Source organism: Variimorphobacter saccharofermentans, assembly GCF_014174405.1.
Classification (GTDB): Bacteria; Bacillota; Clostridia; order Lachnospirales; family Lachnospiraceae; genus Mobilitalea; species Mobilitalea saccharofermentans.
Map to the genome: position 1 here is coordinate 3,217,834 of NZ_JACEGA010000001.1, position 22,092 is coordinate 3,239,925.

Below are 22,092 nucleotides of genomic sequence, written 5' to 3' on the forward strand. Positions count from 1 at the left end.
ATTTACTATATTGGTAATATTTGTCAATTACAAAAAATGTGTACACAGGTACACATTTAAAATGTTACGAAATTGTCTGAGACATATTTCATTCGAGGGACAGAATTCGTTATATATTGTTCTTTTGATATCACCACTTTATAACTCCGGTTTTCTTCACTCAACGCACCGTAATATCTTTGACTGTTTCTCCTTCAAGTATCTTTGGTGAAGTCCAATTTATGTACTTTGGATTTTTATCTTCCAAAATATCTATCATAACATTTGTGGAAAGAGTACCGAGGTTTTCCGGATCAATAGATACTGTTGTTATTTTTTTTTCAAGCCATTCTCGTAAATATATACCATCTATCCCCATGACTGAAATGTCCTCGGGTACACGAACCCCATTCTTCTCCACACCTCTGATGAAACCATACGCTATATCATCGTTAAAGCACAATAAGGCCGTTGCTGAGGTGTTACTTTTCAGGTATATCTCCGCTGCTCTTTTTCCTATACTGAAGGACGCATAATTTGTATAATTGTCATCAGAAGATTGCAATCTCAGTGTTGGATCAAGGTGCCCAATATGCATATTTTCGCTATTACTTATTTCTGCCCGTATGACGAGTTCATCTAAGTCTATATTTATACCAGAATCACGTTTATATTGCTCCATACGTGTTTTCCATATCCGATATCTTATTTCGCTGTTCTTTCCTTTATCTTGTAATACCATTCCAATTTTCCGATGTCCTTTATTCATAAGGTAATCAATACCCATGTTAACTACCTTGTGATTATCAATCAGGACATTATGGACTGGATGGGCAAATGAGAAGCTTGCATCGTTTGAGGTAACAACTACTGGTAAATAATAATTTACTCCCACTGTGTTAATGTATTTTTCAGCTAAAGCTTCTAAAGAAAATATAACCCCATCAACCAAATGTCTCCTTATTTTATCAAATTCACAATTGATATCAAGAAATATTGAATATCCCCGTTTATAAGCAGCTCTTGTTGCGCCATTAAAAAATTGAAGATTGTACGACGTAATAATGTCGTTTTGATAAAGAATAAGTTGCCTAGTCTTTTGACTCTGCAGCGATAACGCGATTGGATTAGGGTTATAACCCATATTCTTTGCTATCTCCAATATTCGCTCCTTAGTATCTTTTTTAATGTAACCTGAATTATTTACTGCACGGCTCACAGAAGCAACCGAAACACCCGCTGCTCTTGCGACATCTGCCCTTGTGGCAGTCTTTTTCATAAAGGTATCCTCCCTTCCTATATACTCCGGCGGTGATTCTATATATCTGATCAGTGAAGTATGTGTATTTTGATATATGACATTTTTGTAAATATTTGTTTATCTTTAACAATTATTGCATATCATTTTCTAAACTTCAATATAAAATTAACTTAATACAAGCACCACAGAAAGTTTCATGTAACTTTCCGTCATTAAATAGAGCAATCTGTATAAAAAAGGGATGTTTCATAATGTATCCGCGGGGATAATTACTTACCATAATGCACTGTCGGAAGAACGTATTGTTGTATTTTGTATGAATCAGGCGAATATTCTTATTCGCATGAGACATATAAAATCAGTAATATGTCCTTCCGTCTGTGTGTGAGGTAAGTAATTGTCCTCGCGAATGTATTATGAAACATCCCCTTCTTTTCTAATAGTGACTAGTTCTAAGTATTCCTTAATCACTCCATGCACATTTTAACATAATACCTCGATAGTTATTTGATAGTTATAATACCCTTTACCAATACGATACTCTGGATGTATGTTTTTTGACCAGCCATTGTCTCCGCCTAAGCCTGCATGAAGATAATCCACATTCATATAGATATTTCCATCTCTGATCAGTTCATCCTCATAATTAGCCTTATCACAGGCTAAAATAGAATAATCATGAATATCAAAATGAAAAGGAATGGCTCCGGTAATTCGTATTCCACGGCCTGAGCTGTCTTGTACTACCAGATATCTGACATCCTCTTTCCCGCCACATTCAACAGGCTTTATATATGGAATATACTGCTCGGCAACAGTGCTGCTATAGCAGCCTATATGGGCCGCTTCCTTTCTGTCTCTGTAATTTTCCCATGGCCCTCTTCCATACCAGGTGATTCGATCTTTCTCTTTATTTAACACAAAGGATAGTCCAATTCTTGGAATTGTTTCACTAATACAATTATTAATTACCGTCTTGTTTATTTCTATTCCTCTGCTTCCAATCCGATACTGTGTATTAACAACTAGCTTTTCATGATTATAGGATACTTTGGTAAATATGAATATTTGAGTATCTGTTGCAGCGACTTCCACCTTGTGAACTGAGATCTTCGGTTCCCTCAGTTCCTCTTCCAGCCAGCCAGCCAGATAATTAAAATGAGGATGCTTTGTTCCTTCGTCAATTCCGGTTGCCGCTCTGTAGAAATTATCGATACCTCCGGCAAAAGCCTCTGTCCCATGTAAAAACACTTTTGTGAAATGACACCTGTGTTTGTCAAAACGAACTTCTGTAGTATCGCCGACAATCAAAATCTCATCAAGCGTTTCCTTCATCGTCAGCTTTTCACCATGAATCACTACTTCCTGATCTCTTAATACTGACTCTTCAACAGGAACCTGACATGTATAAACTACCTCTCCAGCTTTACCAAGGGATGAATTTTCCCTCAACACCACACGCAGGTTAATAAATGCTTCTCCATACACTTTCTCATGAGTATATTCAAGTTCAAGGCGATCCGACATTCCCGGTAGTGTCAAATACTGCTTCAGTTCCCCACTTTCAATGATACTTCCATCACATTGTAAGTCCCATAGAATCCTGAGATGTCCAAGATCCCGAAAGAGATATTTATTTTTAATATAGTACTCGCTTCGTTCCATAAAGGGCTGCTTAGGGTTATATGTTATCTCTACCGGAGCCTGACAGTTTCTTATCTCATATGCTGCAGGTTTCCAGCTAAGATCCGGGAATACTACTCCATTCAGACACATATCTTCAACAGGATCCCTGACTTCCTCGTTAAATGCTCCTGCATATACGTACCTGACTGATCCGTCTTCTCTCCTTTGTACCAATGCCTTATCCTGAAAATCCCATATCAAACCGCCTTGGAAGCGGGGATATTTCTCTACCATATCCCAGTACATTTTAAAATTACCGTTACTGTTGCTTTTCGCATAGGCATATTCACACATAATAAAGGGGCGTAGATCTGTACTATCCGTCATCTTCTCTTCGATCCATTCCTTGGGCGGATACATGGAGGCTATAATATCAGAGATATTACTTCCTGGGTTTGTGGATTCATATTGAACATATCTTGTCTTGTCATATTCCTTGATCCAGCCATACATTGCAGCATGATTAGCTCCTGCACCGGATTCATTACCAAGTGACCATATAATAACAGAGGGGTGATTCTTATTCCTGAGTACCATTCTTAATGCACGTTCCATATAAGCTGCTGTCCACTCCGCTGATGCACTGAGCTGTCCACCATATTCATGAGTTTCAATATTGGCTTCGTCAATCAGGTACATCCCCATTTCATCACACAAATCGTACCATATGCTTGAATGCGGGTAGTGACTGTGACGGACTGCATTAAAATTCAACCGTTTCATTTGAGTAATCTGCTGTCTCATATACTCCTCAGATACATATCTTCCAGTCTCAGGGCAGAATTCATGCAAATTAACGCCTCGCACAATTAATCGTTTTCCATTAATGCAAAGTACCCCATCCTTACGAATCTCCAATTTACGAAATCCTACTCTGGTACTTTCAATATCGGTTACCTTTCCACTACCATCAATTGTCTCCATAACTAATGTATATAGATATGGGTCCTCTGCAGACCAAAGCCTTGGTTTCTCAATCCAGGTGGAAGGAAATGCTATATAATTGGGACCAAGGTAAAAGCCGCATTGTGCATAAGGCTTACTTTGAAATGCGGTTATCAGTCTTCTTTCAGCATCATAAAGACTTAACTTAACGTGGCATTCGCCATACCCCCTCACTGTATTGTTCGGCTGGAGCATTACTCTCAGCTCCGCTTTATCATAATTATCTCCTTGAAACAGTGTTTCAACCTTATAATCAAAAATCCTTTGTTTTTCCTTCGCATAGACTCTTACATCACGATGAATACCGGATAGGTGCCAGTAATCCTGATCCTCCAGATAGCTTCCATCACAAAATTGTAATACTTTCAGCGCTAGCGTATTCGTTCCGGTTTTGATAATATTCGTAATATCAAAGGCTGCATCCAGTTTACTATCCTGGGAATATCCTATTTCAATACCATTCACCCATAGATAAAAACAGGATTCCACTCCACCAAATTCAATAAATACATCCTTTCCTTTATAATAATCAGGTGCTTCAAATGTAGTACGATAGCATCCGGTCAAATTCTTTTCCGGTACAAAAGGCGCATTCAATACAACCTCACCCTCTGCGAGTTCTATCTCAAAATGAGAATTTGCGCCTTCTCTCTTAAATGGATATAAGATATTGGTATAAACAGGCTGTCCATAACCCTGAAGTTCCCAATTAGAGGGAACCGGTATATCCTCCCAGTCAGAGTCATTATAGTTTACCGCTTCAAAGCCTTCCGGTGTGTCCATTGGATTCTCTGATAATTTGAATTTCCATAATCCATTTAAGCTTTGAACATATTTTGATATCGAACGGTTACCGTCAAGTGCCTGTTCAACTGTTTCATAGGCACCATATGGAGAATGCATCGGATATCTGTTTTTTTGTGTTACATGTTGATTTTCCCAGATCCTATTCATCATTTATACACTCCTTTCTCTGTGTTTAAGGTACTTGTCATTAGCTCTATTATATAGTATCTTATTTTTATAATGAAATGTTTTATATGGTCATATTTTTATCCATTTTGGTATAAAAAAGGATTGGAGAAGCATGGGCTTATGATAGAATCAATTATGAAAAAAGATGTAATATATCGATGCATCGGTTCTAATTTTACAGATGGAATTTTGGCCTGTGGTTATATGACGAAGCCATTAAAGGAGCAATCGCAGTATAATTTTGTAATAGATTATTACAGCTGTTTTGTGTTGTTGTCCGGTAGTGGATTTTATTATACAAAAGACGATGTTAAGATCCCGATTCATCCCGGTGATTTTGTTCAACGAATTCCAGGTGAAAACCACTCTACAGAAATAATTCCGGACGGAAACTGGCTTGAATTTTTTATCAGCATAGGACGCACTACCTATGATTATCTACGAAGTCTGGATCTTCTTCCTGCCGATTCTCCCGTGAGCAAAATATACTATGATGACAATACAATACAAATGTTTTCCAGACTGCTGCAACAGCTGAAAGAAGCAAATGATTCACAGCTTCCATATCTGTCACTGAAAGCTCAGGAGGTGATTCTATCCACTCTAAATGGCATTCAAAAGGTTCCTCCTAAAGATGCATTAATTCACTCTATAGAAGAAGCCTGTCGTCTTCTATCCTCCGAAGTCGATAACGATGTTCCATTAAAGGATGTTGCCTCTGCCATCAATATGAGCTATGAGAATTTTCGTAAGCAATTTACTAAAATAGTAGGGATGTCACCCTCTAAATATAGAATTGAGCAGAAAATGAAGCACGCCAGGCTTATGCTTTTATCAGGAGTGTCCATAAAAGAAACGGCTGTTCTTACTGGTTATAGTGATACTTACTCATTTACGAAGCAATTTACTCATGTAACAGGAATGTCCCCAGGCCGGTTTAAACTTTCCCATCATCTTCGATAGACCAAGAAAATATACAAGAAATAAATCGCACCCTATCATTTTTTAATGATTGGGTGCTATTTATTTCTTTATTCATTATTCATCACAGTCCACCTAATACATACATCACAATATTCAATCCTTTTATTTGCTTGATGCAATTTTATCAAGTGTCCTTATTTCTTTATTCATTAATCCAAGGAGTGAAATTATCGTTCCAGATACTCCTGTAAACAGAAACATTAACGCTATGCCGGAGCCTCTTCCATCTCCTACTATTGGCATAATAAGATGCTTCATAGCAGAATTCCCATTCATAAATGGTTCAAATATATAATCTGCCAGAATACCTCCTAATAAATACCCCAATGGAATTGTACAATACTGCAAGGTATCTCTTGCTGAAAAGACACGTCCCTGCATCTCTATCGGAATATGAGTTCGAATAATGAACATCATATTGGCATTTAATAGTGATAATGGTAAATTCCCCAGGAAATTAAAAACAATCCATATCGTTGGGTTTTGTTCTACAAACGTACCAGCCAGAAAGCTGAGTAGTACAGAAGGTAAATAAGTACATACCGCTAATAATGCAACACCAATTGTTGATTGCTTCTGCTGATATACCCATATTAATAAAGCATAATTTGTCATCGAACTTCCAAGTGTGGAGAAGCTCTGGCTTATCCATAATATCAGGAAATTCTTCAATTCTTTTATTTGATTTAAATAATTTCTATCCATTGTACTTTACTCCATTCTAATATTATAGCGAAATGTGCAAAGTACGTTCTTAGATGACTAAAATAATCCCTCATGCAGATAGTCATCTGAAACGAACTCTGCATGAGATAAAGCAATTTCTTTTTGAACTTTATGTAAATATACTAATAACATATTCACCTCTCCTTATCGAATTATGTTAAGTCCTTAAAATATTAATTTTATATGGATATGGCAGGTAAATGTATTACCTGCCAAATAAATAAGTTTTATTGTTAGGAATAACTTTAAACATATCTGCATTTCATTTCCAATTTTAACATAAAAGCAAATACAAGTCTACAAAATATATGTAAAATATACATGATAGTGCACGATACTATAGTGAGTGTTAACATTTTATAAGAATTCTTAAAATCCGCAGAATCATATCATTTTTTCGAAGATTCTTCTTAGACCATGTTTCGGAATAATGTCCGAATATAGGCATTGAATTCGGCAGGATAACATCCTGATACATTAGTCGTTGAATTTCATTTCATAAATGTTCTGCTATTCCATGATTAGCAAATTCAGGGAACAGAGAGAAATTACTTACCTCTTCTAAACCAGAAAGCCATGTGAGGAAGTTTTTTGATTCCAAATATTCAACTTCAGATAATGGACTGTTGGTTCGATAATAAATACCCTCTTTTCTGTTCCAGATATACTCTAGGTATGCTCTCTGTTTCGTTTCATCGAAGAAATCATTATCTTGTAAAAGCCAGATAATATATACCATATATGATCTCAATAGGATTTCCTTGCTGTTTCTATTTTCTTTTTCCCAAATATCTTCATTTAAGGATCCATGAGCAAGCGCTTTGGAAAGGTTATAAGCACATATTTCTTTCCTGGTCTGTACCAAGGGATGTTTTGGTTCAAATAAAGACAGATTTGCCGCAATGATCGTTTTAAGTGAAATTTGAAAACCGAAATGATGTTCATTTACATCCAGCCAATCCTCCTTACCCAGCAAATACCTTTCCATAAGCTGAATCGCTTTATCAATCATTGCATCATTTTTATCTAGTGCTAATTCACGGGCACGCCTTAGTGCTGATTCTGTAGTTTTAAATTTCTGATTCAACTGTGATTTTGTATCCTGAGTATGAAATCTTCCCCAAGAGCCATTTTTCCATTGTTCGGTAGCTATTTGCTGATACCATTTTGATTCTCTTAGCTTATTATACTCAGCCTCGATGGATGGATTATGTATTATTTCTTTTTTCAATATATATTGTGGAACCGGGTCGGTCATATTCTTATTAAGATAATCAATAACTTCTTGTAGCTTCCCTATCAATGTGGCACCCCCAGATTCATATTCTATTAATGAAATTACTTAAGACCAGCTTTGTAGCTCAATAATATTTCCCTCACAATCAGTTGCATAAGCAAAAACAGCTTTTCTTCCATCTGCAAATTCTGTTTTTACTAATTCTCCAATTTGATTTCCACCGTTTTGAAGCACTAGCTGTAATGTGCTTTCCACATCATCTACTTCAAAAGCTAGATGTGCCATTCCAGATTTATTTATCGTTTTACAGGAATTCTCTACTGTATCATAGGAAAAGATTTCAAGCGTGGGGTGGTCTTTATCATATCCCGGAAGACAGAGATGTTCTCCAACGATATGAGCGTTTGAAATTCCTGTTAACCTATCAAGCCATTCTCCCCGTAAATCCCTTGTCTCACCTATGCTTCTACATTTCAATACACCTTTATAGAATTTTATTAACTTCTGGGCATCTTTTGCAATAATATTCGTATGTACATATCGAAACATCTGAATTTCTCCTTTCCTGTTATTTTAAATATAGTAACTCTCCTTTTGTCAGAAATCAAATGATTTTTCTACATAAAACCACCTTATTATTCACTACAATGTTTATGTATCTATATGGCACAAGGGAATTTATATTGACGTAGATATGTATTCATTTCTGAGCAACGACTATACCGGTAAATGATTTTATAATTCTATCTCTTCTCCTATGCCCAATAGCAATGTATGAGAACCATTTTTATCCATTTTTGCCTTAAAATCTAGTGGATCTTCCTTCAAATGATGAACTGGAATTACGAATTTAGGCTTTATAGAAAGCATTACTTCCACTGCTTCGTCTATATTCATTGTAAAAACTCCACCAATTGGGACGATTGCAATGTCAATATTACAGATATCCTTCATTTCAGGGATAATATCCGTATCTCCAGAAAAATATATTCTTTTATTATCAATATTAATGATGAAGCCAACACACTCTCCAATTTTATGCACCTTCTTAACAGAAGCTCCCTCATTGGTATTATACGCATTCACAATTTCAACTGTAATATTGCCAAGTCTGTACTTACTATTCGGAGTAATAATTTTTATGTTATCGTTCCCTTCTTTTATGTATCTCTTTGGCGTTAATATTATCGTATTTTTGTCACTTAATCGGTTAATTGTAATCTCCTTACAATGGTCTCTATGAATATGAGAAATTAAAATCAGATCCCCCTTTTCCAATTCTTCTGGTAAAGCATCATCCTCTAATTCGGAAAAAACGATCTTCTTGTTATACTTTTTATAATAGGTACTCATATATGATGGGTCAATATATATAATGTGTTCAGACGTCCTTATTTGAATCCATGAACGTGGAAACCATTTAATAATCAAATTTAATACCTCCAATCTCTCATAATAAGTTTCTAGCTTCTATTTGCATGCTCATATCTTTCCCACTAACATAGGTTTTTCCTATTTCTACTCGGTTAGCATTTTCAAGATATTTCATATACATCTTTACTATAACACTTTTCTCAAAAAAAATCTCCTCCCCTAATCATTACGCAGCACTGAAAGGTAAACTTCTTTAAGTATGTCTAAATTCACCTAAAACAGTAATTGTGGATATCTATCCTCTGTTTTATGAACTCTCAGGTAAGTTATCCACATCGTATACTTAGACTTATTTTCTAATCTCATATATCTGTGGATTTATTTTCTTTTAAATTTACTCTTTTCAGATATCACTTCCTTTGGTATACTGTTCCTATCAAGAAATGCTTAGTGATGTGCGTTTCTCTGTATAGGATATATCTTCTCTTGTTAGTTGCCGACCAAAGCTTGCTAGCAAATCGGAAGATATATTTTTTATTGTTCTTTTTATTTCTCTTAATCCTTTTATTCCATTTTCATAAAGCTGTAACAGTACATCTGCTATCTGTGTCAGCAAATAATGGTTCTTCATAGCATTATAATTAAGGCTGTTTGCATGCTCTATATCATAACGATGGTTTTTCTGGATGTTAAATCCCTCATTTTCAATCTTCCAGCGTTTCCTTCCGGTCTGTGCAAACTCCCAGGCTGTCTTTCCTCTGATTGGCAACCCGGTGATCCATTGAAAGCTTCCTTCCGGTTCACCATCTTTCTCTATCTTTAGTTCCATTACTGTGAGATTATGACCCTCATAGTAAAGCTCTGATACCCATTTCATCTCATGCTTAACACTCTCGCGAGCTTTCCTTTTATGTGTTTTCTCTTCTTTTATAATCTTTTCTTCATTTTCACCCATTCCAACGATGGTTTGATACTCTTTTGCAAGAGAAGGGATGCTTCCATCTTTAAATCGGAGAAGATATCCCCATCTATTATCTTTACAGATTTGAAATACCGGTTCACAAGCATACAGACTGTCACCAAGTATGCAAATCGGTAATCTTGGGTAGTCTTTCTTCAGCCTTTTTGCCAGTCTTTTAAAGGCTTTTCTTTCACAATCCTGTTTTTCAACATCTTCATTTTCATTTTCAATAAACTCTGTAGCAATGCTGATAATCAGGTTGTCTCCTAATACAATCTTAGCTTCTAATACATTATGATAATAGTAGGTTTTTTCATCTTTGGTTCCTTTATTAATAGTTTTTCTTAAACAGTGTTCATCTATTTTTTCATTAAAACAGAACAACTGTGTTGCATCGACTATTACCATCCAATATTCACCCAGAAATCTTGCGTGCTCAAAACTCCTCTTTCTAAGTAACTTTTTAATTATGTGCTTTCTGAATTTCTGTAGTTCTTCTGGATCAAGCTTCTCCAGACATTCATTGATAGTCACATAATGAGGAAGATATTCTTTTTCCTCTTTTCCAAGGATCAGACAAAGATTATGCGCACATTCCTCGGTATTAAACTTATCAGTCATATCCTGCATAGAAGATATGGTACATACATTTTTCATGATAACGGTATATAAAATCTCTTCAATGTCATAATCGGTATAAGATGTATGTCTTGGATCCCTTACCGCACTTAACTCTTTGATTAAATCTGGCAGAAAATGCTTCTGAACTTTTAAAAATTCAACGATATCTTTCTGAAATGCTTTTTTAATTTCCCTTCTAGAAGCTCTAGACATGATAAAAATTCTCCTTTGTGAAAAAGTTTTTACTATTTTATCATATCTAGCAGCCAAAAGCCTTAAATTTCTTAATATAATTAGTGCGAAAAATATTTACCTTTCAGAGCTGTGGTTTACCGTTTACGAAAGTACTGAGAATAATACCAAGTTTCTAATGGAGTACCCTATTGTCGAGATTGAAGGAGACGCAATACGAAGTAATAATATCAATCGAATTATCAATTGGTTTGTAAATAACAGTAATAGTGATCAGTACTTGGATTTATATAATAGCTGCGTGGAACTGACTTATACAATTACCTATCATTCAGAAGATGTATTTAGTTTTTATTATTGTGGTAGGATGAATTATGGCATAGAAGTACCTTTGGGGTGGGGCTATACCGTAAATATATCAACAGGAAAGATTTTAAGCTTATCAGATATTGGAGTTCACATTGATGATTTAACAGAGCAAATAAAGGGTGAAATAAATCAAAGCAATGAATATGACCTGAACAAGTATATTACAGAGCTATCAAAGCAGGAAATGAATTTTTATATCACAGAGGATAAATTGGCTCTCTTTTTTGTAACTAGCGGTAGCAGCGGCGATTATTTCATTAAGCCGTTTAAGTATGATTTTAAGAATCTTGTACCACAAGTCAATGAAGCGGAAATTGACCTATATGATTATGTGGAGCTATCGGAAGAAGATTTTCTGAAGGCTTCTGGTTTACTGTTGGAAGAAAGACCTGATGACTATGAAGGTGATTATGAAGGAAATAATTATATCGGTTATGAAGAGGGAATTGATATCTACTATTATGATTACGAAGTTGATTTTATTTACCTTCGCAAGAAGCTTCCTGGATATCATTTTCTTGGCATTTCGGTAGGTATGTCATTTAAAGATGCAGTAGAGAAGCTTAAGAAAATCGGGCTAGTATGTGAGGAAACAGAATATGCCAATAGATATAATTTTTATCTTTCAAAGGATGAGAAGAACGAGGAATACAATGATTATGATGAGAATAGAAGGCATGGAATAGGTATTACTGTGGAGAATGATAAAATTGTTGAGATGGTATACTATTAACAGTCAGATACTTGACAAGGGGCATATCATAACAAGGTGTTTTTTTTGATCTATTCTCACTGTCTCTTCCTGGTGCGCTTACAGAATCAAGATAAAAATTCTATAATATTACAAATTCATACTTGCAATAATACCATAATATGGTATTATTAAATAAAAAAGGAGACAAGTACATGAAAAAATTTATATCTTTTTTATTCGTATTATGTGTTTTAATGATGAGTTTTTCTACTACGGCTTTTGCAGCAACAAAATCACAAGTAACATATCCAACTGTAAAGAATACTATTCTTGTTGGACAAGGTTACACTACAGATGGTGTGAAATATGAAGTGTATGAAATAAAAAACAACTCATCTACAGTAACACCTAATACGGTAGTAACTCTTAATGTTACTAGATGGGTTCGTTATTATGATATTCCAGTAGGTTTTGTAGCACCATCATCCATATATTGGGAGGAAGACACTGGTTGTGGTTATAAAGTAACTGGAACATTGTATTGGGATGGTTTTACTGCGCATTTCAATGGTATTGATCATTATATTGAACTTCCTTATATGGGAAAACTGGTAGGTAATATATAAAAAGACAATTCATAAAAAGCACTCAAAAATGTGAAAATATTTGGAGTGCTTTTTTATAATGAACTATAGGTCGAATATCTAAGCGATGCATAGTGTAAGTGTACAATCGTATAAATTTTCAACCATAGCTTGGAAGAAGGGTTTCAACGAGAAAAAACCACTCCACGAGAAAATAACTCGAGAAAATAACTCACGACAAAATAATTTTAGAATATGCAATATTTTAATATTTTCATGGATGTTATATATAGAGAGGAGGTTACCTTGAAAAAAAAAATTACTAGAACACAGGAAGAAATAATTCAAACAATTAGTCAGTACAAAGAAACTATATTTAAAGTAGCAGTTTCCTATACAAGAAATAAAACGATTTCTGAGGATATACTTCAAGATGTATTAATTAAATACATGACTGATTCTACTGACTTTCAGGAGGAGGAACATAAAAAAGCTTGGCTGATTCGTGTGACCATTAATGAATGTAAAAAATTTTGTCGTTCATTATGGAATGTCAAAAAAATCCCGCTAGAGGATATCTATCCATTTAATGATCCTGAAAAGCACACTGTCTTTTATGCTATTATGGAGTTACCTCCTAAATATCGACTAGTTATTCATTTATATTATTATGAAAATATGTCTATTAACGAAATTAGTAAATCTATAAATATAAAAGAAAATACCGTTATGTCATTACTTCATAGAGGTAGAAAGCTGTTAAGAAATGTATTGGAGGATGAATATGAATATAAACCAGTATAAAAAATCTATGGATGAAATTACTATAAAGAAAATTGAGATAGAAGATTTATTAAGAAAGAATTCAAATAATTTAAAACGAGTAAGGTATATAAAACTAATACCTGTTTTTATATTAACTTATCTACTAGTTTTGATCTTATTTTACTTTCCTGGATTATCAAAAGACACGTTTGACGTTGCTATAAAAGTATGTGCAGCAGAAGATGAAGTTCAATTAACAAAAGATTTTATAAGTTTTAAACTAAATGCCAATCAAATTGACGGTGGGAATGACTCTTCAAAATGTTTTATAAACTATAATTTAAACTTAAAATGTGAAGGAGACAATATTGAAACAATAGTTTATACCTGTTCGAATCAAGATGTAAATGTAAATAATCGATTAAGTGCTGCTGCATACTATGTAGAAAACATTAGTGTTCCTGCAAATGAATTTTCTAAGTATAGCAAAGAAGATGATTTTATATTTGGTTACAAAGCGGAGGGCGTAGGTGTAGCAAGTATAACTAAACTTATTGGAAATTCGTATACTGTTAATTATGATAATCAATATAATAAGGAATATGGGTTAGTATTAGCAGGTACCGTTGATGAAAATGGTATTTATCATTTTAATGATACAAAAATTAAGGTAGATATAACTTTAAAAGATGGCTCTACACATCATAAAGAACTTGCTATAGACTCTAGCTCTATTAAAAAATTTGGTTCAAAAATTCGAATACGAATTACGAACAGATAATCAGTTAAACTAATAGTAGAAGAGGTCACTTCATAAAGCTCGAGTGTCGTCCTCTTTCGCATGTAATAAGCCTATTTAGTGATTACTTCTCCTACTTCGATAATGAATAAGAGGAAACTTTCCATTCATTATTAATTTTTTTTACTGTAAGGTCTAAATAATTTAATGAATCATTTTTTATTTCAAAGATATAACAAAGATCCACTTCTGTTTCAGATAATATTTTACTAAAGCTCCATTGTAAATTAGTAACCACACTATTATCCGTACCTACTCAATAACAAAAAGTTCTGATATACTATCCCTTCAATAAAAAAAAGCCCTGCAAAGCAAGGCTTCAAGATAGTACTGTTTCAGTTTATTTTTTTGGCGCATAACAATTCTCTGGAAGAGAGCTTGACCATGGAAGTAGATTGTCTATAAAGTCATAGTTCGTATCTGTCTGATGACGTCTCATCGTATCTAATAGATAGGATAAGTAGAAGTAGGGTCTCAGACCATTTAATTTTGCCGTTTCCGTTATGCTATAGATTATGGCAGTAAGCGGTTAACAACAGGGTGCCTTGTAAATAAGAAAGAGACCGACTATGATAATTAGTCAGTCTCAAATAATCACTTACCACACTCTGCTTGTACTGCCTCTGACCAAGGCATCAAAAATTTCAGATCTTCTGGGTGATTATGATAATCCGTATCAGGCATATACAATAATAAGTATTCTAGATATGTATATACATTAAGTCCGTTTGCTTTTGCTGTTTCGACTATGCTATATACTGCAGCACTTGCTTCAGCTCCTTTCGGTGTATCTGAAAATAGCCAGTTTTTACGGCCAATACAGAATGGACGTATGCTGTTTTCTGCTGTATTGTTTGAAATGGAGCATCTTCCATCAAGAAGATAATTCTCCATATATGGCTTCTGATTCTTTGCATACGTTACAGCTTTACCTAGAGCAGAGCCATTTAATACCGTAAGGTTTTCAAGCCAGCACCAAAAGGCATCAAGGACTGGGCGTTCCAGTTCAAGACGCTTAGTATATCTAACTTCAGGGGACAGTTCCTTAAGACTTTCCTCTATAAGGAAGAGCTTATTGCAGTAGTCCCTTCCGATTTCTGCATTGGTAGGTGGGGCATTCTTTGCCTTCTTTCCAGGAATAGCCTCTATGAACTTCCTTCGAAGGTGAGCCCAACAACCGCACCGGATAACTTCAAGCTTGTTATATCCACCGTATCCATCGGTATGAAGATATCCTCTGAACCCCTTTAGGTATTCGACTGGATTATCACCGTTTCTTGTTGGTCTGTAATCATACAAGATGATGGGAGCTTTCCCGTCATTACCAGAGCGATAAAGCCACATGTAGGACTTCGTCTGAGGTTTTTTACCATCCTCCTTCAGTACTTGGATAGGTGTTTCATCGCAATGAATGATATCCCTTTCTAGTAGCTTCTTCCTTAAGTACTGGATTACAGGATAGAAATAATCTTGGGAGCAACGTATAATCCAGTTAGCCATAGTGCTACGTTTTAAGGCAATACCGAGATTCTCCCAGTCCTTTTCCTGGCGATAAAGTGGCATGCTATTCACGTATTTCTGATACATTACGTTGGCTACAGAACTTGGTGATGCAAGTGAATGGTTCATTAAAGATGTCGGTGTAGGTGCCTTTTCTATATAGGGTTTGTCGGTATGTTTACACTTAGGACATTCATAAGCCATTCGGACATAACGAACAATACGTAGTTTAGCAGGTATGTACTCCAGCTCCTCACGAACCGTTTCCTTACCGATTGGTTTTAGATTATTCCCACACTGAATACAGTACTGATCCTCTATAGGAATCTCACACAGGATTTCACGGACAGGAAGATCTTTTATAATTTCTACTCTCTTTGTCTTTGTATGAGTCCGGGTGTAACCCTTTACTTCTTTGGTTATAGGTTCTGGATCAGGAGAATCAGAATAAGCTTCTGCCTCATTGAACAAATGTAGTTGTCCTTCAATATCATCCTTAGGAGTTTTTTCACTGGATGAACCGAACTTTTCCTTCCGAAGTATTAGTATCATCTCCGTAAGATTATCTACTTGTAGTTGTAACTTTTTTATTGTATTTTCGAGCTGTTCAATGTAAGCATCTTTATTATTCATCAGTGGTTTTTCTCCTACCATATATTCTAAACTTGATAGGTTTATTATACCATAAAAACAGCTAAAAGGCTAGTAAAATCAATACTTTCAGTCACTTTCCACTTAACAAAAAGCACCCTGTTTGACAGTCTTAATAGCCTTTGGTTGGTCGATAGAAAGTCCCTCCATTAACCAGCGAAATTCCTGCCAGGTAAGGAGTTTTACCTCATCTTGACTACGAGGCCATTTGAAATTTCCGCTCTCTAATCTTTTATAAAGAAGAACAAATCCATCTCCTTCCCAAAGGAGTGCCTTGAGCCTATCCCGGCGTTTACCGCAGAAAAGAAAGAGACTCTTTGAAAAAGGATCTAGATGGAACTGTTCTTGTACCACTGCAGCTAGTCCATCAATTGATTTACGCATATCTGTGTAGCCACAGGCAATGTAGATGTTCTTAGCTACAGTAATATCGCCTAGCATATATTTTTCAGTGCTAGAAGCACTGCTTCAATAGTCTGCCCGCTTGCTCCATTATGTACTTCAAGTGTAGCAGATGGAAGATGGATAATGACTGATGCCATAAGATTGGTTTGCTGTGCTTCTATTTCAAACTTGGCAAACTCAACTTGTGAATCTTGCTTAGGTATTGCGGGTAGAATAGCTTCACATGCTTTTTTACGTATCTTACGAAGCCAATAGTAATAAGCGTGACGGCTGATATGATTTTTCTGGCACCAGTCGTCAACCTTAAGCCCACTGTTTTGACAGTCCTCAATTAGTTTTTCCCATTGTTCTTGACGGAACTTTGTTTTTACATAGGTAACTTCATCCATGTTTCACAACTCCTTTCTAAAGTTTTTCAAGTTGAAAAACTTGAAAAACTTTAACTCAATATTTAGAGTTATTATCACATGGATCTCTAAAATAGAATAGGCACTCTATTGTCGAGCGCTTACTTATGGCACTTGCTTGTGCTCCAGCGATGCTTTTGCAGAACAGCCAATTGCGGCGTCCGATTCCGAAGGTTTTGATGCTCCTCTCACAATCGTTATTGTCGATGGCCAAGTGACCATTTTCTAAATATCGGAGCAAATATTTCTCTTGATTGATCGAATAGAGAATTGCATCCCCGATTTTGGACTTATGATCTAGTTCCTCTGTATCCATTGTACGAAGCCATGCAAAATAAGCTTCAGCAACAGGTTTTGCCTGCTCCTGACGCACTTGATATCGTTCTTCTGGAGAACTCTCCCGAATAGATGCCTCTATGTCATATAGTTTACCTATACGGCATAAAGCTTCGTATGCAATCGAGTTTTTCCATTCCCCATTCTTAAGATCCTTCTTCAGAATGGTAAGACATTCATCAAAGCGTCTCCTGGCATGTGCCATACAGCCAGTGACTATGATGTTGTCCGGAAGCCCATGGTAAGCACTATATCCGTCAGTGGTTAAATACCCGGTATATCCTTCTAAGAAGGTTTTGGGATGATAGCCACCTCTGGTTCTTTCATACTGAAAGATTACCATTTGAGGACCTCCACTGAGTGCGTCGGTCATGTATACCCACATCCAGTTCTTTGTCGATGCCTTTTGTTCTGGCTCATCTAGCACCTGACATCTGGTTTCATCACAGTGGGTATAGTGTCCCTTCAACAAAGCTTGTTTCATCCTTTCATAAATCAGATAGAGATAGTCCTCGCTACAGCGAATCATCCAGTTTGCCATGGTCTTGTCTTCCAGATTCAGCCCATAGCGCTTGAATTCCTGCGATTGACGGTAGAGGGGCACTCCATTCACGTATTTTGAATTCATAATGCCAGCCACAAGGGTAGGGGTTGCAATGCTTCCCTTCAGTAGGGAGGGATCTTTCTTTGTTCTTTTCATTTTACTGCAGTTGGTACAGGAATAAACATATACGACATCCTCTACGGTAATGAACTGAGCAGGTATAAATTTTAGAGTGCGGCTTACTTCGGTAGAGACCACCTTAAATTTATGCCCACAATCATCGCAGAGTAGATCATCTCCGGTAAGTTTATGCTTCACCGTTTCCACTTCAAAAACAGAAAGATCATTCTCTTTCTTTCCCTTGGGCTTTTTGCGATTATAGGTAAACGGTAGATAGTGAGTACCCCTATAAAAATTCGCCACTCTGATGAGTGACGAAGATATTTACCTATTTTCTGCATTCCGCAGGCAGCTTTGGCGACCACGGAAGCAGGTCTTCACAGAAACTCCGGTCTGTTTCATCCAGATGCTTCGGGATTTCTGTCAGAAGATATTCGAAGTAATTATAAGGTTTCAAATTGTTTACTTTCGCCGTTTCGGCAATACTGTAAATAATGGCACTGGATTTAGCCCCATTGATGGTATCGATCATTACCCAGTTTTTCTTACCGATACAAAAACCACGGATTGATTGTTCAGCAGCATTATTGTCCATTGGCACTTCACCATCATCCAGGAATGCTTTTAGATATTTTTCCTAATTGATGGAATAGTTAAATCCACTCCATGTTTTGCTTTTTGAAAGAACTTTGCCGATGTGTTCTTTTACCCATACAAAGTAAGCCTCTACCAATGGTTTCACACTGACCTGGCGAAGTTTCAGTCTTTCTTCCGGTGAGAGCTCGCTTAATCGCTTTTCTTCCCGGTAGATTGCCTGTATCTGCTTTAATGCCAGATATGCAAGGCTGCTCTTTTGATCTTTCTCAGGAAGAGCCTTGACCGCTTCATCATATCTACGTCGGGCATGCGCCCAACAACCGGCGATGGTCAGATTGTCACGTTCTTTATCTAAGGTGTGATATACCTGATAACCATCGGTAACACAGACTCCCTTGAAATTCTTAAGGAATTCTCTTGGGTGGCTTGTGTTTCTGGTCTGTTGGTAATCGTATAGGACGATTTGCTTGTCCTGATACATCCTACCCGTACGGTAGACCCACATATAACTCTTAGATCCGGCAGTACGCCCGTCCTTATTAACAAGGACTGGTGTCTCATCTGCCTGAAGTACATGATAATCATAAATCCGTTCATGTAGATAATCATATAGGATTGCCAGATATCGGTCTGCACATTGGATGGTCCAGTTTGCCATATCCTGACGGGAGATGTTAAGATTATATCGTTCAAACTCTTTTTCCAAACGGTAAAGAGGAACAGCATTGACATATTTTCCGTTTATGATAGCAGCTTCCAACGATGGAGATACCAGGCTATTTCTAAGAAGATAGCCCGGATGCTTTGCTTTTATTATGTGATCATCCTTTTTACTGGCATAAACAGCTACGTGATGTTCTTCCACCTCTACTTTAGACGGGGTGAATTTATATCGTTTGTACACTTCATCCGGAAGCTGTTTCCATGCTGATCCGCCAAATTCCTTTCTGAGTTCTTCTTCAGACATGGTATGCTCAATCTTAACGATAGGAAGTCCCTTTAAATCTTCTTCTCGTTTGCCTTTGCGTTTCGTTGGTTTTGATTTTACGGTATCTTCATCTTCGACATCGATCTCGCCTAGGTTGGCAACTGCCTCTGCCTCATTGAAAAACACAATCTGATCGTCTACTTCTTTAAAGGCGATCTGCTGATCGATATCTAGCTTTTCAGAAGACCTGCCATAGCGTTTATGGTTTGCTGTGGCAAGCTGTTCAAGCACCAATTGAAGTTTTTGGTCAATGGACGCAAGCTGTTCCTGATTGGCTAGAAGCAACTGAACCAATACGACCTTATCGAAGCTATTCAGTTGTTCTTCGGTATATTTTATTGCCATAACAGACCATCCTTTCATTAAGTCTATTATAGCGTATTATGCTTTATTTGGCGAATTTCATTTTCTGACAGCTTCGTCATAATGCCTATGGTTGTAAGGCTTTGTGAATCCCGTAATGGAGTGGTAATTAAATGCCTTTCGAAATGTCAAATTTTATTTTTTGATAAATATCGCTTATATATCGCTGCCTGAAGGTATGTAGAAGGCAATCATTTATAGATGATTCTACGTTTTTTAAACGTGTAAAAACAAGATATATTTTCTCTGTTTTGCACAAAGCTTATGTAACATACTCCGGTGATACCGGCTTTACAGACTTCTTCGGGGTTATGGTAAGCCCTTCCATTAGCCAACGGAATTGCTGTGGGGTTAGAACTCTAACTTCTGCAGCATTACGAGGCCATTGATATTGACCAGCTGCGAGGCGCTTATATAGCAGGAGATAGCCATCCTTTTCCCAGACTAACCCCTTTATACGATCCGCTTTTCTTCCACAAAAAAGATAAAGTGTATCAGGCGAAAAAGGATCTATACCGGTTTGCGTTTCTATGATACCAGCCAGACGGTCAATACCGGAACGAAGATCTGTATATCCAGTCACTAGGTAGATTTGCTTAAAACATGTGGCATCATTGAGCATGAGAGATCACCTGTAGTATTGTAGACAGTAGATCTAATGATGTAGCTTCTGTCACATGAATAGAAAAGCCGTTCACAGAGATATCCAGACCTGTACTTGTGCTCGGAGCAGATTTAGGATTCATGACTTCAGCCGGTACCGGCACAATTGATGTTGAAATCATGTCCTTTGGCATGCTTTCGAGACAGGCTTCCCGAACCTTGCGAAGTCTATAGTAATAATCCGCTTTGGTTATGTTGTTTTGTGCACACCAATCGATGACTTTCATTCCATCAGGTCGATTCTGACAGGCACGAACCTGCTCAGCCCATTCCTGCAATCGATAGCGTGTGGCAATCATACTTGTTGTTGAGCTCATAGACTTACCTCCTTGTAAGGAGTCAAAAAAGTTGAGCACTGAACTTTTTTGACCCGGTTAAATAATAAGTCTATTTTCTCAAAAATCTATACAGCGGTCTAGAGTACCCATTATCTACCGCTTACGAAATTGGAGCTCATCTATCCGTATGGAGTAATAGCTTTTTAGAATTTTTGTCGTAAACGGTAAATCTCTTGTACATTAAAAAATAAAATCACATATGGGATAATACTCTAAGTTGAATAAGTTGAAAAAGTTGACAACATTTTAAACTTTTCAAACAATCTTAGGAGGTTATCTTCATGAATGCAAAAAATATGAAAAAGGAATATAACTTAAAGCAATGGCATCTTATAATTCAAGACTGCCGTAACAGTGGCATGAAAGTAGACGACTGGTGTAAACAAAACGATGTTAATCGTAATTCATACTATTATTGGTATAAAAAGATTCGTGAAGCTGCATGTGAAGTTTTAACCGAAAGCAATGTAGCCGTATCACCTTCCTTTGCATCTGTTCCTATGAATGTAATTGAACCTATCAATAATGGAAATCAAGGGTCACTAAACATATCTATTGGTAAAGTTAAAATAGAAGTTACAGAGAACACTTCACCTGATATACTACGTATGGTGCTGGAGGTACTTTCTAATGCTTAATGATGCTACAGGTTTTAAGGCTGTATATATCGCCTGTGGTTATACCGACCTGCGGCGTGGTATAGATGGTTTATCTGTTATTATTGATAAAACCTTTCATCTAAATCCTTTTGAGTCTGGTACCTTATTTCTCTTTTGCGGAAGGAGAACTGATCGTATCAAGGGACTTTTATGGGAGGGAGATGGTTTTCTATTGCTCTACAAACGCCTTGAAAATGGCAAGTTCCAATGGCCAAGAAATGAAGATGAAGTGCGTCAAATGACATCACAACAATTTCGTTGGTTGATGGAAGGACTATCAGTAGAGCCAAAAAAAGTTGTCCACACAGTCAAACCAAAACGGACTGCATAGGGCTATAATTAGTGGATAAAGTTTCTCCATAAAGCCCT

21 protein-coding genes and 1 pseudogene are annotated in these 22,092 nt (G+C 36.5%); 7 read left to right on the plus strand and 15 right to left on the minus strand.

What is annotated here, in order from left to right:
* Positions 1 to 160: 160 nt before the first annotated feature.
* Both H0486_RS13990 and H0486_RS13995 read right to left on the minus strand, forming a co-directional pair.
* Complete coding sequence (locus tag H0486_RS13990) at positions 161 to 1,258, minus strand: LacI family DNA-binding transcriptional regulator (RefSeq protein WP_228353584.1); 1,098 nt, start codon at positions 1,256 to 1,258, stop codon at positions 161 to 163.
* Between the two features lie 465 nt (positions 1,259 to 1,723).
* Entirely contained in the window at positions 1,724 to 4,828 is a 3,105-nt protein-coding gene (locus H0486_RS13995) for a glycoside hydrolase family 2 TIM barrel-domain containing protein (protein WP_228353585.1), read from the minus strand.
* A gap of 138 nt (positions 4,829 to 4,966) precedes the next feature.
* On the opposite strand from H0486_RS13995, the gene H0486_RS14000 reads away from it, so the two are divergent.
* On the plus strand, positions 4,967 to 5,809 hold the full coding sequence (locus H0486_RS14000; RefSeq protein WP_228353586.1) for a helix-turn-helix domain-containing protein: 843 nt from the start codon (positions 4,967 to 4,969) through the stop codon (positions 5,807 to 5,809).
* Positions 5,810 to 5,932: 123 nt separating this feature from the next.
* Here H0486_RS14000 and H0486_RS14005 read toward each other — a convergent pair whose 3' ends face one another.
* The 5 genes from H0486_RS14005 to H0486_RS14025 all read right to left on the minus strand — a co-directional run bounded on the left by H0486_RS14005 (position 5,933) and on the right by H0486_RS14025 (position 10,962).
* A complete protein-coding gene (locus tag H0486_RS14005; protein ID WP_228353587.1) occupies positions 5,933 to 6,535 on the minus strand; it encodes an MFS transporter in 603 nt (200 codons plus the stop codon).
* Positions 6,536 to 7,052: 517 nt separating this feature from the next.
* Positions 7,053 to 7,859 (minus strand): hypothetical protein, encoded by an 807-nt coding sequence (locus H0486_RS14010; protein ID WP_228353588.1) that lies wholly within the window; start codon positions 7,857 to 7,859, stop codon positions 7,053 to 7,055.
* 39 nt (positions 7,860 to 7,898) lie between these two features.
* Positions 7,899 to 8,342 carry a VOC family protein gene (locus H0486_RS14015; protein WP_228353589.1) on the minus strand — a complete coding sequence of 148 codons (444 nt, stop codon included), beginning with the start codon at positions 8,340 to 8,342 and terminating at the stop codon, positions 7,899 to 7,901.
* 186 nt (positions 8,343 to 8,528) lie between these two features.
* Entirely contained in the window at positions 8,529 to 9,224 is a 696-nt protein-coding gene (locus H0486_RS14020; protein WP_228353590.1) for an MBL fold metallo-hydrolase, read from the minus strand.
* A gap of 379 nt (positions 9,225 to 9,603) precedes the next feature.
* Positions 9,604 to 10,962 carry a transposase family protein gene (locus tag H0486_RS14025; protein WP_228352075.1) on the minus strand — a complete coding sequence of 453 codons (1,359 nt, stop codon included), beginning with the start codon at positions 10,960 to 10,962 and terminating at the stop codon, positions 9,604 to 9,606.
* Here H0486_RS14025 and H0486_RS14030 point away from each other — a divergent pair.
* From H0486_RS14030 to H0486_RS14045, 4 genes are all read left to right on the plus strand, one after another.
* A complete protein-coding gene (locus H0486_RS14030) occupies positions 10,961 to 12,043 on the plus strand; it encodes a hypothetical protein (protein WP_228353591.1) in 1,083 nt (360 codons plus the stop codon). The two genes, H0486_RS14025 and H0486_RS14030, sit on opposite strands and share 2 nt — an antisense overlap.
* Before the next feature lie 173 nt (positions 12,044 to 12,216).
* Positions 12,217 to 12,630, plus strand: a complete 414-nt coding sequence (locus tag H0486_RS14035; protein WP_228353592.1) for a hypothetical protein — start codon at positions 12,217 to 12,219, stop codon at positions 12,628 to 12,630.
* Positions 12,631 to 12,894: 264 nt separating this feature from the next.
* Positions 12,895 to 13,392, plus strand: coding sequence for an RNA polymerase sigma factor (locus tag H0486_RS14040; protein ID WP_228353593.1), 498 nt, complete (start codon positions 12,895 to 12,897; stop codon positions 13,390 to 13,392).
* Entirely contained in the window at positions 13,373 to 14,134 is a 762-nt protein-coding gene (locus H0486_RS14045) for a hypothetical protein (RefSeq protein WP_228353594.1), read from the plus strand. The genes H0486_RS14040 and H0486_RS14045 overlap by 20 nt, the downstream gene beginning before the upstream one ends.
* 358 nt (positions 14,135 to 14,492) lie before the next feature.
* Here H0486_RS14045 and H0486_RS18710 read toward each other — a convergent pair whose 3' ends face one another.
* The 8 genes and pseudogenes from H0486_RS18710 to tnpA (H0486_RS14085) form a co-directional block, all read right to left on the minus strand.
* Positions 14,493 to 14,669, minus strand: a complete 177-nt coding sequence (locus H0486_RS18710; protein WP_323163570.1) for a transposase domain-containing protein — start codon at positions 14,667 to 14,669, stop codon at positions 14,493 to 14,495.
* Between the two features lie 77 nt (positions 14,670 to 14,746).
* The gene (tnpC, locus tag H0486_RS14055) at positions 14,747 to 16,285 is read right to left on the minus strand and encodes an IS66 family transposase (protein WP_228351324.1); all 1,539 of its coding nucleotides are present in this window, start codon (positions 16,283 to 16,285) and stop codon (positions 14,747 to 14,749) included.
* Positions 16,286 to 16,387: 102 nt separating this feature from the next.
* The gene (gene tnpB, locus H0486_RS14060; protein WP_228351323.1) at positions 16,388 to 16,744 is read right to left on the minus strand and encodes an IS66 family insertion sequence element accessory protein TnpB; all 357 of its coding nucleotides are present in this window, start codon (positions 16,742 to 16,744) and stop codon (positions 16,388 to 16,390) included.
* Positions 16,738 to 17,097, minus strand: a complete 360-nt coding sequence (gene tnpA / locus H0486_RS14065; RefSeq protein WP_228351322.1) for an IS66 family insertion sequence element accessory protein TnpA — start codon at positions 17,095 to 17,097, stop codon at positions 16,738 to 16,740. The genes tnpB (H0486_RS14060) and tnpA (H0486_RS14065) overlap by 7 nt, the downstream gene beginning before the upstream one ends.
* 55 nt (positions 17,098 to 17,152) lie before the next feature.
* Positions 17,153 to 18,418, minus strand: a complete 1,266-nt coding sequence (tnpC, locus tag H0486_RS14070) for an IS66 family transposase (protein WP_228353595.1) — start codon at positions 18,416 to 18,418, stop codon at positions 17,153 to 17,155.
* Positions 18,419 to 18,443: 25 nt separating this feature from the next.
* Positions 18,444 to 20,045, minus strand: a pseudogene (tnpC, locus tag H0486_RS14075) (IS66 family transposase).
* 280 nt (positions 20,046 to 20,325) lie between these two features.
* Entirely contained in the window at positions 20,326 to 20,685 is a 360-nt protein-coding gene (gene tnpB, locus H0486_RS14080; protein ID WP_228352485.1) for an IS66 family insertion sequence element accessory protein TnpB, read from the minus strand.
* Positions 20,675 to 21,043, minus strand: coding sequence for an IS66 family insertion sequence element accessory protein TnpA (gene tnpA / locus H0486_RS14085; protein WP_228353596.1), 369 nt, complete (start codon positions 21,041 to 21,043; stop codon positions 20,675 to 20,677). Before tnpA (H0486_RS14085) ends, tnpB (H0486_RS14080) begins: the two co-directional genes overlap by 11 nt.
* A 302-nt stretch (positions 21,044 to 21,345) precedes the next feature.
* Between tnpA (H0486_RS14085) and tnpA (H0486_RS14090) the strand changes: the two genes are divergently transcribed.
* Together tnpA (H0486_RS14090) and tnpB (H0486_RS14095) are read left to right on the plus strand one after the other, a co-directional pair.
* Positions 21,346 to 21,702, plus strand: a complete 357-nt coding sequence (tnpA, locus tag H0486_RS14090; RefSeq protein WP_228351319.1) for an IS66 family insertion sequence element accessory protein TnpA — start codon at positions 21,346 to 21,348, stop codon at positions 21,700 to 21,702.
* Positions 21,695 to 22,054, plus strand: coding sequence for an IS66 family insertion sequence element accessory protein TnpB (gene tnpB / locus H0486_RS14095; protein WP_228351320.1), 360 nt, complete (start codon positions 21,695 to 21,697; stop codon positions 22,052 to 22,054). Before tnpA (H0486_RS14090) ends, tnpB (H0486_RS14095) begins: the two co-directional genes overlap by 8 nt.
* The last annotated feature ends 38 nt before the right edge of the window (positions 22,055 to 22,092 follow it).

What these genes read in the sequence shown, in the direction of transcription:
- tnpA (WP_228351322.1), bottom strand. Translation starts at nt 17,097, where the DNA reads ATGGATGAAGTTACCTATGTAAAAACAAAGTTCCGTCAAGAACAATGG.
- H0486_RS14035 (WP_228353592.1), top strand. Translation starts at nt 12,217, where the DNA reads ATGAAAAAATTTATATCTTTTTTATTCGTATTATGTGTTTTAATGATG.
- H0486_RS14005 (WP_228353587.1), bottom strand. Translation starts at nt 6,535, where the DNA reads ATGGATAGAAATTATTTAAATCAAATAAAAGAATTGAAGAATTTCCTG.
- tnpA (WP_228351319.1), top strand. Translation starts at nt 21,346, where the DNA reads ATGAATGCAAAAAATATGAAAAAGGAATATAACTTAAAGCAATGGCAT.
- H0486_RS14025 (WP_228352075.1), bottom strand. Translation starts at nt 10,962, where the DNA reads ATGTCTAGAGCTTCTAGAAGGGAAATTAAAAAAGCATTTCAGAAAGAT.
- tnpB (WP_228351320.1), top strand. Translation starts at nt 21,695, where the DNA reads ATGCTTAATGATGCTACAGGTTTTAAGGCTGTATATATCGCCTGTGGT.
- H0486_RS13995 (WP_228353585.1), bottom strand. Translation starts at nt 4,828, where the DNA reads ATGATGAATAGGATCTGGGAAAATCAACATGTAACACAAAAAAACAGA.
- H0486_RS14030 (WP_228353591.1), top strand. Translation starts at nt 10,961, where the DNA reads ATGATAAAAATTCTCCTTTGTGAAAAAGTTTTTACTATTTTATCATAT.
- H0486_RS14000 (WP_228353586.1), top strand. Translation starts at nt 4,967, where the DNA reads ATGATAGAATCAATTATGAAAAAAGATGTAATATATCGATGCATCGGT.
- H0486_RS14045 (WP_228353594.1), top strand. Translation starts at nt 13,373, where the DNA reads ATGAATATAAACCAGTATAAAAAATCTATGGATGAAATTACTATAAAG.
- tnpB (WP_228352485.1), bottom strand. Translation starts at nt 20,685, where the DNA reads ATGCTCAATGATGCCACATGTTTTAAGCAAATCTACCTAGTGACTGGA.
- tnpB (WP_228351323.1), bottom strand. Translation starts at nt 16,744, where the DNA reads ATGCTAGGCGATATTACTGTAGCTAAGAACATCTACATTGCCTGTGGC.
- tnpC (WP_228351324.1), bottom strand. Translation starts at nt 16,285, where the DNA reads ATGAATAATAAAGATGCTTACATTGAACAGCTCGAAAATACAATAAAA.
- tnpA (WP_228353596.1), bottom strand. Translation starts at nt 21,043, where the DNA reads ATGAGCTCAACAACAAGTATGATTGCCACACGCTATCGATTGCAGGAA.
- H0486_RS14015 (WP_228353589.1), bottom strand. Translation starts at nt 8,342, where the DNA reads ATGTTTCGATATGTACATACGAATATTATTGCAAAAGATGCCCAGAAG.
- H0486_RS13990 (WP_228353584.1), bottom strand. Translation starts at nt 1,258, where the DNA reads ATGAAAAAGACTGCCACAAGGGCAGATGTCGCAAGAGCAGCGGGTGTT.